Here is a 12,311-nt window from a genome sequence, read left to right as displayed (position 1 = left end):
TAGCTGGCTTTTTTAAGCCATTTTCAAGCAAGTTTTTTGAAATATGACAAAAAGATAGGTAAGAAGTTCACTTACTTAGCGCGTGAGAAAATAGGTTGGATAATCGGTGATGATGACGTCGACTTGCCACGTAATAAGTTGTTTAATCGTTTCGCTATCATTGACGGTCCACGCGCTGACTGGTAAGTGATAACGATGACAGTGCTTAATGACTGCTTGAGTCAGCAATAGATAGTGAATACCTAGCTGGACGCAGCCAAGTTGCAGGGCAGTTTGCGGTGCGCTTAGCAAAGTTTTAGGGGTGCGAATCAGTAAGCCACGCGGAATGTGTTGTAAGGTTTTATTGCGTTGCAGCCTTGCGTGTAATTCGACATCGAAGCTGGTCAGCGCTATAGGCAAGCTGGCAAGAGGACTATCGATTAAATCTTGCATTAATGCCTTTATTAATTTGCCGTAATCCGTGCGCTCATGCGTCTTAATTTCAAGCTCAATATAGCCAAAACCTTTTAGCACGGATGCTATTTCGGCCAAAGGGGTAATCTGATGACCGGACTGCAAATAGCGCCCAATCTCGGCAAGACTCAACTGGTCAATGCAGGATTGTTGGGCGCACATGCGTAGTAAATTATCATCATGAAAGACCAGCAAGTGACCATCGGCGCTTAATTGCACATCAAATTCAACGCCTATCAAACCCGCGCTTTGTAGGTTTTGCGCCACTTTAAAGCCTGCTAAGGTGTTTTCTAGCGCTTCACCGCGTGCGCCGCGATGGCCCAATAAAAGGGTATTTTTAAAATTTATCATTATTAATAGCTATCAAAAATTCTTATCGCTATCATATCGTCTCTGCAAAATGGGGTCTAATAAAATATTTATCTGAGAACAGAAGCATTACTTAGATAGTGTAGTTATGAGTTGCAGCCACGACATAAAATATGTCTTTGTAGCTTTTTTGCAACCAAAGCAAGGTTTTGTACACAATGTTGGACGTTATTTGTATATCAATAGGCTACACTGATGACCATTTAAATCAAACGCCGTATAATAACGTGGTTTTCAAAAATTGCATGGCAATCTTTACTATACCGTCGTTACCATTTAAATGTCATGATGCGCGTGTAAGTTTTTGAATGTTAAAACACTGGCCGTCATTGGCGGTACGAATCAGGAAATTGGAGCAAAAAAAGATGAGCGTAGCAAATAAGAGTTTGAGCAAGTGGTATAAGGTTGCTGGTATTGGTATCGCCTGTAGTTTGGTACTTACAGGCTGTAACCGCTCAGAAAAAGAAGAGACCACAGAAACTGCCGAGCTAACCGAAGAGGCCGCCACTAACGAAAACGCTGCTGCTACAGCGGTAAGTTGTGATGATCCAATGGTACAAGATCGCCTCAAATCAGCCTTAAAAAATACGCTCAATCAACAAGCGCAAACCTTGGCAGCAAGTTACGCTAACGATGCTGAAATTGCTTTAAATGGTGGCGTTGTCAGTGGTAAAACCAATGGTATCGTCATCGATGTACAAAACGCTGCGGTATTACAAGCTACAAATGATAATGGTATGACTACCTGTCAGGCGAGTGTCAGCATGACTCTGCCAAGTGAAGACTTATACCAAGCCAGCCAGCTGCAATCCGCTAACAATCAGCCAAGCTTACAATCACGCCTAGCCAATGATAATATCCGTATCAATAATAACATGCTCGTTGACGATGCCTTTACGTATGTTGTTGGTACCCAAGGCGGTCAAGTACGTACGCGTATCGCTGGACAGCCAGCACTGCTGACCGTGGTATCAGAAGTAGTGGCAGGCTCAGCCTTTCAGACAGCGCTAGAAGAGCAGCGTGCCGCGCAAGCAGCCGAACGCCGCCGTCAAGCGGCACAAAACAATACCGAAAACCAAACTCGCCAACCAAGACCGGTAACGCCAGCGGCCCCTGTACGTCCAGCTGAGCCAGCTACGCCACCGACTGTCAATCAAAATAGCAGCAGTCAAAACAGTAGCCAGAACACGAGTAATCAGGATAATCAAAGCAATAACCAAGCTGCCCCAACGCCTAGTACTACAGCGCCTGCGACTCCAGCTGCACCTAAGTCAGTCCCTAAAGATGACAGTATCGATATGGTGATTATCGAAGATAAAGACGCGACTTATTAATTATTTATAAGAAGTCAGTTTCTATTGTTTAAGCCTAGCGTTTGAAATTCAAAAGCCCGCAACTATCGTAAGTCGCGGGCTTTTTGCTTGAATGGATTTTTAGCGGTTAATTTTTAGCAGTCAGTAAAAGCTAAACTATTTATTCTCAGCGAATTTTTGTAATACTTGACTGTCCCATAGCACTTCAGAAACTTGCTCAGGGTCGGTGCAAAAACGCGCAGCGACAAACAGCCAATCAGACAAGCGATTGATAAAGCTAACTGCCGTTGGACGAATGGCCTCGGAGCGCTGCTGCTGCAATAGCACCGCTTGACGCTCAGCACGGCGACAGACGGTACGTGCCACATGCAATTGACTGACCAACACTGAACCTGTCGGTAGGATAAAATCTTTTAGCGCCGGCAAGGTGCTATTCATCGCGTCAATCTGTTGCTCTAACCATGCAATGTGCGCGCTATTCACGCCTTCATATTCTGGCATGGCAAGCTCGCCACCAATATTAAATAGCAGATGCTGAATAATCACTAAGGCTTGGGCAAAGTCGGCTTCTTTTGTCGCGTCAGTCGAGTTTTGCGTCAACTGCGCGCGTACCAAACCAATATGTGAGTTAAGCTCGTCGACATCACCCATGACGCTAAATAGATTGTCCGCTTTACTCACGCGGCTGCCATCTGCCATGCCTGTAGTACCGTCATCGCCAGTACGTGTATATATTTTGCTTAAACGATTGCCCATGTTTTATCCTTAAAGGTTAGTGTTTATTAAAAAGTCAGTATTTTTTAGCATTGCGAATGTTAGTTATGCGCTCATTGTAGTATTTTACGAGCATTTTCGCTAAGATAATGGGTTAAGTTTTATATCGCTGTTTCCCTTAAAATGATAATGACGCTAAATATTGTTATAAATAAGCGTTTTCATTATCTAAGTGTGCAGTAAGAATATTTTCGTTTCACTCTTATTTTTTTTATCAAAAGGCTTTTTTACTATGACCACACCTCTTGCAGACGCGATGTCTCAGCTTGCCATTTATGACTCACTTAACGGACGCAAGCAGGTATTTAAGCCGCTGGTTGCGGGTAAAGTCGGCATATATGTGTGCGGAATGACGGTCTATGATTATTGTCATATCGGTCATGCGCGGATGATGGTTGCTTTTGATATGGTGGTACGCTGGCTGAAACAATTGGGCTATGAGGTTAATTATGTGCGGAATATCACCGATATAGATGACAAAATCATCGCTCGCGCAGCCGAAAACGGCGAAGAGATTGGCGCATTAACACAGCGTTTTATCACAGCGATGCATGAAGATTTTGCGGCCCTTGGCTGCTTAGCACCCGATGCTGAGCCACGCGCGACCGATTATATCGACGAGATGCAGCAGATGATTGGCAATTTGGTCAGTAATGATTACGCTTACGCTGGCGATAATGGCGATGTCTATTATGCGGTCGATAGCTTCCCTGATTATGGCAAATTATCCAAGCGCAATTTGGACGATATGCAAGCGGGCTCGCGCGTCGATGTCGAAAATGACAAGCGCAATCCGTTTGACTTTGTCCTGTGGAAAGCGGCGAAACCTGGTGAGCCACAATGGGCATCGCCGTGGGGTCAAGGACGTCCGGGCTGGCATATCGAATGCTCGGCGATGTCAACCAAATGCCTTGGTGATACTTTTGATATTCACGGCGGCGGTCATGATTTACAGTTTCCGCATCATGAAAACGAGATAGCACAATCGGAAGCGGCGACGGGCTGCGAATACGCACGTAATTGGATGCACGTTGGTTTTATCAATGTCGATGGCGAAAAGATGTCCAAATCGCTGAATAACTTCTTTACCATTCGCGATGTGATTGCCAAGTATCATTCTGAAACGGTGCGCTTTTTCTTGTTATCGAGTCACTATCGCAGCCAAGTCAACTTCTCAGACAAAGCCTTAGATGAAGCGCACAATAGCCTAAGCAGATTGTATCAAGCATTAAAAGCGGCTGAACAGCAAAAAGGACAAGCACTCATTATCGATGATGCGCTCACCAACTCTGCTTATGATAGCGCGGCAGGACAAGACTTTATCAAAGCCATGAATGATGATTTTAATAGCTCAACGGCAATCAGCGTATTATTTGGGCTGGCACGTGATATTAATAAAGCGATTAAAGGTGAAGAGGTAGAGCTTGCATGGCAATTGGCGCAGCAGCTGAAAGCCTTGGCGCAGACGCTAAATATATTGCAGCTGCCGGTACAGCAGTTTTTGCAAGCGGTCGTGGGTGAGGCGCAAGAAGGCGGTTTGTCCGATGACGCTATCGATGGATTAATCACCGAGCGTGCCGATGCCAAAACCAACAAAAACTTTGTCCGTGCTGATGAGATACGTGAGCAGTTAAAAGAGGCGGGAATTGAGCTTGAAGACAGCCGTGCGGGTACGACTTGGCGCCGTGCTTAAATCGTATTCTTGCTATAAGCAATTGTATCAATTAACATTTTACCCTCAAATTAAGTCAGCTTTATGCTGGCTTTTTTTGGTTCAGTGCATTAGCTTTATCTTATATTCAAAATTAATGCTTAACTCTACTAAATCATTTCATTAATCAGCCTAGAACCTTAACGTATGAAACATTCCTCTCAGTCTTTGATGGCTAAAAATACCCAAGCTCCGTATATGGGCAATAGGGGCGACGCTGGTGTTTCTGGTTGTAAGAGTCTAGATACTATTAAAGGTAGGCAGAAATTAACCGTGAGGCATTTGAACATACGTCATTTTATTTTCAGTATTTCCGTTATTATCCTAAGTATTGTCTATCTGCCAGCTTATGCGGCTAGTCATTCAGCGAATGAAAATTCAACGATCAACAATCAAAACGAAACACCTGCGCCAATCAGCGAGGCGCCAGAAAACATTGTTGACTATGCATCGCAACGGATCGATAAGATCAAAAAAGAGGGCGTCAGTGTCTCTGCGCTTGCCGAAGAGGTCATTAGTCCGTTTGAGAAAAAAACCGAACAGCAAGCGGGGGTATTACAGGGTGATTCCGGTCTGACTGGCGACTATAACGAAAGTTATTATGCCTTAAATAAGCTCAATGTCGGCTTGCCGCCACTATCTGAGCCACCGAATTTATCGACACCACTGGCAACACTAGAGTTTTTTCAATCGGCAGTTATCAAGCAGCAATATGATTTGGCTGCTTATGCGCTCAATATGAACTTGATTGACGAGGAGTTGCAGCGTAATCAAGCAATAGAGCTTGCCAAACAGCTCGATTTTTTATTGATGGAAAAAAAGCTGTATGCGTTTGATAAGTTGCCCGACCGTCCTGATGGTTTGATAGAACCGCCGCTTGGTAGCAATAATAGTATCCAAGGCATCCCTCGGCGCTCAATCCAGTTGGGTTATATCGACTATCGTGATCGCCGTGTGCCGCTGCATCTTGAGCGCGTACGTATCGATGACAGCCCGCCTTTTTGGGTGTTTTCTGCGCAAACGGTCGCCAATATCAATAAGCTGTATGAGCAATATCAGCCTGCCAAGTTTGAGCGTTATTTGCCCGACTGGACCAAATTAAAAGTCTTTGGCATTGCCATTTGGGAATTCATCGCGTTATTTTTATTCTTTTCTTTTACCATGGGCGCCGGTTGGTTGCTCAGTAAAGCGGCTGGTAAACTGCTCAATTGGTACGTTTTAGACAAAGAGGGCAATCGGCTCGCTACCATTCATCATAACGGAGTCGAAGACTTGGTCAATAAGCTGACCGTGCCTTTGACGTTTACCATCAGTTTTTCCGCGGTTTATACCTTGGTATCGGGCGGTTTTCCTTACTTAGATGCGCTTGCCTCATCGACACGCCCCATTATTTGGATTGGGCTGGTGCTAAGCGCCATGTGGCTGGGTACACGCGCCATTAATTTCTTTGCCAATCGTTATAAAGATTTGCAAATCGAGAATTTGAGCGAAGAGCAGTTTGATAAAGGCCGCAGTCGCCGCACCTATGTGTCTATTTTTCGCCGCGTCTTTATCTTTGTGATGATTTTAGGCGGTATTTGGATAGGTTTGAGTGAATTTACCAATATTGATGGTTTGGGTAAAACCTTACTTACCTCGGCAGGTATTGCGGGTGCGGTGATAGGTATTGCTGCCCAGCCTATCTTGGGTAATATCATCGCAGGCATGCAAGTCGCCATTACGCAGCCGGTGCGTATCGGTGATACGGTGATGATGGAAGGCGAGTGGTGCACAATCGAGGATTTGGGTTATACCTATGCGGTACTAAAAACCTGGGATGAGCGCCGCTTGATTGTACCGATGCGGCATTTTATCACTGAGATTGTAGAAAACTGGTCACATACCGAGTCGCATCAAATCTCAGTGATTTATTTATATGTCGATTATGGCGCTGATATCGAAGCGATACGACAAAAATATATTGAGCTGGTCAAAGACAGTGAGCTATGGGATAGTGATACCGAGCCTGAGATGTATACGGTATCGGTAACAGAGACTACTATCAAGCTACGCTGTAGCCAAGCGTCCGATAGCCCGCTCAATGCTTGGTTACTTGAATGTGAAGTGCGTGAGCGAATGCTAAGCTACTTATATAGTGAACAAAAGGATTATCTACCAGCGGAACGTTTTATCGTTAAAACAGAAACATAGTAAGGATGTAAGAGCATGGCAAAATAAAGGCATCATCTGGCAAAATAAGCTGACAAATATGTTATGCGAAGGCTTGCTTTATTTGTTATAATATGGCGTTATTTTTAAGGGATAATTCAGTTATTAAGCGTCGGGTAATCAGATGTTAGAAGGTTTAGAAGCGCAGTATTAGCAATTCTACTTTCCTAAGCATTTTATTACCGCTGATAAACAGATAACATGCCGAGTGATATCCGTATTTAAGGTTTGTTCCTCATGGTTTTTTCACAATTCTAGCCGCTTTATTTTGGCGTATTGATTTTGATAAAGCTTTTGTTTATCGACGTGATACTGCATTGCCCACCCATCAAAATAACCACCACTAGGGGTCTGTATGTTGCGAATTGTCGATGAAGCCTTAACCTTTGATGACGTTTTATTATTACCAGCTTATTCTGAAATCCTACCAAAAGCTGCTGATTTAACGACCCGCCTAACCAAAAATATCACTTTAAACTTACCGATGATTTCGGCTGCGATGGATACCGTCACTGAATCTGAGATGGCCATCACTATGGCGCAGCTTGGTGGTTTGGGTATTTTGCACAAGAGCATGGATATCGATAAACAGGCCATGCAAGTACGCCGCGTTAAAAAATTCGAAGCCGGTACAGTTGTCGATCCCATCACCGTGCACCCAGAGATGACCATCGGTGAGCTATTAAGATTGACCCAAGATAACAACATCTCAGGGGTGCCTGTGGTTGAGAAGGGTACCGATAAAGTCATTGGTATCGTCACCCATCGTGATTGGCGCTTTGAAACCAATTTGTCACTACCAGTTAGCCATATCATGACGCCAAAAGATCAGCTGGTCACCGTCAAAGAAGGTGAAAGCAATGAAAATATCAAAAAACTTCTTCACGAGCACCGTATCGAAAAGGTGATTGTGATTAATGATGATTTTCGTTTGCGTGGTTTGATTACGGTCAATGATTTCTCTAAAGCAGAAAACAATCCTAATGCTTGTAAAGATGAGCAGGGGCGCTTGCGTGTTGGCGCGGCTGTTGGCACTGGCGCTGATACTCAAGCCCGTGTTGAAGCTTTGATTGCCGCTGATGTCGATATCATCGTTGTCGATACCGCCCATGGTCACTCAAAAGGCGTGATTGATAAAGTTTCTTGGATTAAAAAGCACTATCCAAACGTTCAGGTTATCGGCGGTAATATTGCCACAGGTGATGCCGCTAAAGCATTACGTGATGCCGGTGCAGATGCCGTTAAAGTAGGTATTGGTCCTGGGTCTATCTGTACCACGCGTATTATCGCGGGTGTTGGTATGCCGCAAATCTCGGCAATCGATAGTGTCGCAAGCGCGCTACAAGGCAGCATTCCACTGATTGCTGATGGCGGTATTCGTTATTCAGGCGATATGGCCAAAGCCATTGCTGCCGGTGCGTCGTGCATCATGGTTGGCTCATTGATGGCGGGTACCGAAGAAGCGCCGGGTGAGGTTGAGCTATTCCAAGGTCGCTACTATAAAGCCTATCGCGGCATGGGAAGCTTGGGCGCGATGTCAGGTCAAAACGGCTCATCAGATCGCTATTTCCAAGATGCCAAAGATGGGGTAGAAAAACTGGTACCAGAAGGTATTGAAGGCCGCGTACCTTATAAAGGCCCAGTTTCTGGTATTGTCAATCAGATGATGGGCGGTCTACGTTCATCGATGGGTTATACTGGTTGTGCGACCATTGAAGAGATGCGTACGAAGCCGCAGTTTGTCAAAGTCACTTCAGCAGGTATGAAAGAATCTCATGTCCATGATGTGCAGATTACCAAAGAAGCACCTAATTATCGCGTTGATTAATCATTTCTTAACGCTAGTTATGTGTAGGTTATCGGCTCTGTAGCGTTGCCGTGAGACCAAGATACAAACAGCCAACAATGCTTTGTTATTGTTGGCTGTTTTTTTTGTAAAATACAACATTAAACTCTTCTATCTATAACTTAGACGCCTTTTTATTATTTAGACGCCTTGTCTAGGTTTAAGGCTTATACTTGATGTGTTTTAAAAAAACTTCGGCATTGCTGGAGTGAATTTTTAGTAGCCTTAAAAAGGACAAGGCGCATAGAAAGAGAGCAAAAAAAGAAAATTTATAGCAGCAGACAGTTTTAAAAGGGTTTCTAAAAAAGCGATTGTCTATAAATTAAGCTTCTTTTAAACCAATGACAGTCTGGGCGCCCGTTTGATTTTTTACTTTATAAAATTGAGGAATAATAATAATGAGTTACTTTGGCACTGATGGTATTCGCGGAAAATTTGGTGAGTTACCGATTACCCCTGATTTTATTTTGAAGTTAGGTTATGTGACGGGACTGGTGCTGATAGAAAATAATAATAATCCTGCGCGCAAACCCAGTGTGGTGATAGGTAAAGATACGCGTCTGTCCGGCTATGTGATTGAAGGGGCGCTGCAGGCGGGCTTTAATGCGGCTGGGGTTGACGTCCATATGCTAGGGCCGCTACCGACGCCTGCTATCGCGCATTTGACCCGCAGTTTTAACGCCGATGCTGGTGTGGTGATTTCTGCTTCGCACAATCCTTATTTTGATAATGGCATCAAGTTCTTCTCAGGTGATGGCAAAAAACTGACCGATGAGATGCAAAGCGCAATCAATGATAAATTGACCGCAATTATGGATGCCTCAAATTCCGCTAATAATGCCATCATGCCAATTCTAGATCCGGCGCAACTGGGCAAAAACAATCGTATTAATGATGCGAAAGGGCGCTATATCGAATTTTGTAAAGGTAGCTTCCCTTATCAATATGACTTAGATCATTTGACCGTCGTCGTCGACTGTGCCAATGGGGCTGGTTATAGCGTTGCGCCACGCGTTATGCGTGAGCTTGGCGCCAATGTTATCGCAATTAATAACAAACCCGATGGTATCAATATCAATGCCAATTGCGGCTCAACCCATCCTGAGAGTCTGCAAAAAGCGGTACTCGAATATGAAGCCGATGTCGGTATTGCTTTAGATGGCGATGGTGACCGTATCGTGATGGTCGATGAAGCCGGTGAGCTGGTCGATGGCGATGGTATTTTGTATGTACTTGCTACTCAAGGTCAAACCAAAGCTGAAGGCGTTGTGGGTACCTTGATGAGTAACATGGGTTTAGAGTTGGCGTTAAAAGACGCGGATATCGCCTTTACCCGTGCAAAAGTTGGCGACCGCTATGTCATGCAAGAGCTTGAAGCCAAAGGTTGGATATTGGGCGGTGAGCCATCTGGTCATATTTTATGCTTGGATAAAAGCCGCACGGGCGATGCCATTATCGCAGGCTTACAAGTGCTGGCAGTGATGCAAGCACGTGGTAAGGCACTTAGCGATTTGACCGAAGGCTTTGAAGTGTTACCACAAAAACTGGTCAATGTGCGCTTATCGCAAATGCAAGATCCGTTTGAGCATGAAGAGCTTGTCGCAGCTTTTGATAAAGCGCGTGCTACTTTAGAAGGTCGTGGTCGCCTGCTTATCCGTCAGTCAGGTACAGAGCCGATGATTCGGGTCATGGTTGAGTCAGACGATGAGATAGAATGTGATGTGATGGCCAACGATTTGGCCGATAAAATCAAAACGGTTTTAGGCTAAACGTCTTGGTTAAATACACTTATATTAATAATATTTGAAAGTTAGCGAGAAACAATCATGAGTATGGATTTTACCGATCAGCGCCTATCGTATGAGAAAGGGCAACTCGACCAGCAGTCAGTACCAGATTCACCATTTGAGATGCTACACGCGTGGATGAATGAAGCGATAGCAGCAGAAGTGCAAGAACCTTATGCGATGAGTTTAGCGACGTGCGGCGCAGACAATAAGCCCAGCGTGCGTATCGTTTTGCTGCGGGAGATTACTGAAAAAGGCATCGTGTTTTATACCAATTATGAAAGTGCCAAGGGTCAAGATATCGCTGAAAATCCCAATGCCGAAGCGCTGTTTTTTTGGCATAAGCTTGAGCGTCAAATCCGTATCAGCGGCAGCATTGCTAAAATAGATGCTACTAAATCCGCGGCTTATTTCCAAAAACGTCCGCATGATAGTCAAGTGGGCGCGTGGGTTAGCCAGCCGCAAAGTGGTGAAGTTGCCAATCGCGAGGTCATGGAGCAAACGTTTGAGCAGTTGCAAAATGATTATCCAGCAGACAGTCAAGTGCCAACCCCTGAGTTTTGGGGTGGCTATGAGATTACGATTGAGAGCATCGAGTTTTGGCAAGGCCGTGCCAATCGTATGCATGACCGCATTGTTTATACGCAAGATAAGAGTGGCACGGGCGACGCGGCAAAATGGACAACCAAACGTTTGTTACCATAAAATTAGCTCATTTAAGCTAAAATCTACTGAAAATAAGATATTGCAAAAATCAAAAAGCCTCTTTAAACCTAACACGCTAGGCATTTAAAGAGGCTTTTTTTGCGCTGATTTTTAGCCTAATTTCTTGCATTAACCCCAGTTCGGGATAAGGGCTCAAAAAAAAGATAAAAAAAGAAGTCCGAAGTTGCTAAAGTAAGTTTACCAAGACAAACTTCACAACAAGGACTTCTTACATGGACAACCTAACCGAACTATACTGCCATATTGACGACTTTTATCAGCAATTCAAACCTGAGTTTGACGCTCATTTAATCGCAACGGGACACCAAAGGTTAAGAGCATGCCAGATAAGTGTAGCAGAGATTATGACCATCTTGGTACTGTTTCATCAACTGCGGTATCGACAGTTTAAGGCGTTTTACTACCATCACATGCTTGGCATGATGAAACGGGAGTTTCCAAATCTGCCGAGCTACTCGCGATTTATAGAGCTTGTGCCGCGCAGTATCATACCACTGTGCAGCTACTTGCAAAGCATGATGGGCGACTGTACGGGTATCAGCTATATTGATTCAACCAAGATAGCAGTTTGTCATAACAAGCGTATCTACCGTCATAAAGTCTTTGAAGGACTTGCAACCCGAGGCAAAAGCAGCATGGGCTGGTTCTATGGCTTTAAGCTACACGCCATTATCAATCATAAGGGCGAGCTTGTATCTGTTAAAGTCACTGCGGGTAATACGGATGACAGAGTACCTGTTAAGGATATGGCAACGTCTGTGTTTGGCAAGGTGTTTGGGGATAGAGGCTATATCAGTAAAGCACTAAACGAGTGGCTCACAAAACACAGTGATACCACGTTGATAACCAAACTTCGGCGTAATATGAGACCCCAATTACTTGAGCCTATGGATGAGGCACTACTCAATCATCGCTCTTTGGTTGAAACGGTGTTTGGAGAGCTTAAAAACTTGTGCCAAATCGAACACTCACGCCATCGTAGTGTCACGGGGTTTATCACAAACTTGCTGTCAGGTTTAATTGCTTATTGCTGGTTTCCCTATAAACCCACCATCAAAAATATGCCTCAGCAGGGACAGGTAGCGACATTGTAAATAGTATCAATGAGTTACAATGTGGCTTAT

Annotated in this window: 9 protein-coding genes; 7 read left to right on the top strand and 2 right to left on the bottom strand. The window is 44.4% G+C overall.

What is annotated here, in order from left to right; all coding sequences use genetic code 11:
- Positions 1–75: 75 nt before the first annotated feature.
- Positions 76–804: a glycerophosphodiester phosphodiesterase gene (locus tag JFC07_RS03655; protein WP_191691580.1), complete on the bottom strand. Its 729-nt coding sequence runs from the start codon at positions 802–804 to the stop codon at positions 76–78.
- A gap of 383 nt (positions 805–1,187) precedes the next feature.
- On the opposite strand from JFC07_RS03655, the gene JFC07_RS03650 reads away from it, so the two are divergent.
- The gene (locus JFC07_RS03650; protein WP_191691582.1) at positions 1,188–2,156 is read left to right on the top strand and encodes a hypothetical protein; all 969 of its coding nucleotides are present in this window, start codon (positions 1,188–1,190) and stop codon (positions 2,154–2,156) included.
- 135 nt (positions 2,157–2,291) lie between these two features.
- On the opposite strand, the gene JFC07_RS03645 is transcribed toward JFC07_RS03650, so the two are convergent.
- Positions 2,292–2,891: a cob(I)yrinic acid a,c-diamide adenosyltransferase gene (locus JFC07_RS03645; protein ID WP_191691590.1), complete on the bottom strand. Its 600-nt coding sequence runs from the start codon at positions 2,889–2,891 to the stop codon at positions 2,292–2,294.
- 250 nt (positions 2,892–3,141) lie between these two features.
- Between JFC07_RS03645 and cysS the strand changes: the two genes are divergently transcribed.
- The 6 genes from cysS to JFC07_RS03615 all read left to right on the top strand — a co-directional run bounded on the left by cysS (position 3,142) and on the right by JFC07_RS03615 (position 12,281).
- On the top strand, positions 3,142–4,602 hold the full coding sequence (gene cysS / locus JFC07_RS03640) for a cysteine--tRNA ligase (protein ID WP_191691592.1): 1,461 nt from the start codon (positions 3,142–3,144) through the stop codon (positions 4,600–4,602).
- Positions 4,603–4,767: 165 nt separating this feature from the next.
- The gene (locus JFC07_RS03635) at positions 4,768–6,810 is read left to right on the top strand and encodes a mechanosensitive ion channel family protein (protein WP_225211655.1); all 2,043 of its coding nucleotides are present in this window, start codon (positions 4,768–4,770) and stop codon (positions 6,808–6,810) included.
- A gap of 373 nt (positions 6,811–7,183) precedes the next feature.
- Positions 7,184–8,656 (top strand): IMP dehydrogenase, encoded by a 1,473-nt coding sequence (guaB, locus tag JFC07_RS03630; protein WP_068405659.1) that lies wholly within the window; start codon positions 7,184–7,186, stop codon positions 8,654–8,656.
- A 416-nt stretch (positions 8,657–9,072) separates the two neighbouring features.
- Positions 9,073–10,443, top strand: a complete 1,371-nt coding sequence (gene glmM / locus JFC07_RS03625) for a phosphoglucosamine mutase (protein WP_191691594.1) — start codon at positions 9,073–9,075, stop codon at positions 10,441–10,443.
- Positions 10,444–10,506: 63 nt separating this feature from the next.
- Positions 10,507–11,166 (top strand): pyridoxamine 5'-phosphate oxidase, encoded by a 660-nt coding sequence (gene pdxH, locus JFC07_RS03620; RefSeq protein WP_191691626.1) that lies wholly within the window; start codon positions 10,507–10,509, stop codon positions 11,164–11,166.
- 233 nt (positions 11,167–11,399) lie between these two features.
- A complete protein-coding gene (locus tag JFC07_RS03615; protein ID WP_198328142.1) occupies positions 11,400–12,281 on the top strand; it encodes an IS982 family transposase in 882 nt (293 codons plus the stop codon).
- Positions 12,282–12,311 lie beyond the last annotated feature (30 nt).

This window comes from Psychrobacter faecalis, assembly GCF_016107575.1.
GTDB lineage: Bacteria > Pseudomonadota > Gammaproteobacteria > Pseudomonadales > Moraxellaceae > Psychrobacter > Psychrobacter faecalis.
This window is presented reverse-complemented; position numbering and strand designations above follow the sequence as displayed.

What these genes read in the sequence shown, in the direction of transcription:
- JFC07_RS03655 (WP_191691580.1), bottom strand. Translation starts at nt 804, where the DNA reads ATGATAAATTTTAAAAATACCCTTTTATTGGGCCATCGCGGCGCACGC.
- JFC07_RS03650 (WP_191691582.1), top strand. Translation starts at nt 1,188, where the DNA reads ATGAGCGTAGCAAATAAGAGTTTGAGCAAGTGGTATAAGGTTGCTGGT.
- JFC07_RS03645 (WP_191691590.1), bottom strand. Translation starts at nt 2,891, where the DNA reads ATGGGCAATCGTTTAAGCAAAATATATACACGTACTGGCGATGACGGT.
- cysS (WP_191691592.1), top strand. Translation starts at nt 3,142, where the DNA reads ATGACCACACCTCTTGCAGACGCGATGTCTCAGCTTGCCATTTATGAC.
- JFC07_RS03635 (WP_225211655.1), top strand. Translation starts at nt 4,768, where the DNA reads ATGAAACATTCCTCTCAGTCTTTGATGGCTAAAAATACCCAAGCTCCG.
- guaB (WP_068405659.1), top strand. Translation starts at nt 7,184, where the DNA reads ATGTTGCGAATTGTCGATGAAGCCTTAACCTTTGATGACGTTTTATTA.
- glmM (WP_191691594.1), top strand. Translation starts at nt 9,073, where the DNA reads ATGAGTTACTTTGGCACTGATGGTATTCGCGGAAAATTTGGTGAGTTA.
- pdxH (WP_191691626.1), top strand. Translation starts at nt 10,507, where the DNA reads ATGGATTTTACCGATCAGCGCCTATCGTATGAGAAAGGGCAACTCGAC.
- JFC07_RS03615 (WP_198328142.1), top strand. Translation starts at nt 11,400, where the DNA reads ATGGACAACCTAACCGAACTATACTGCCATATTGACGACTTTTATCAG.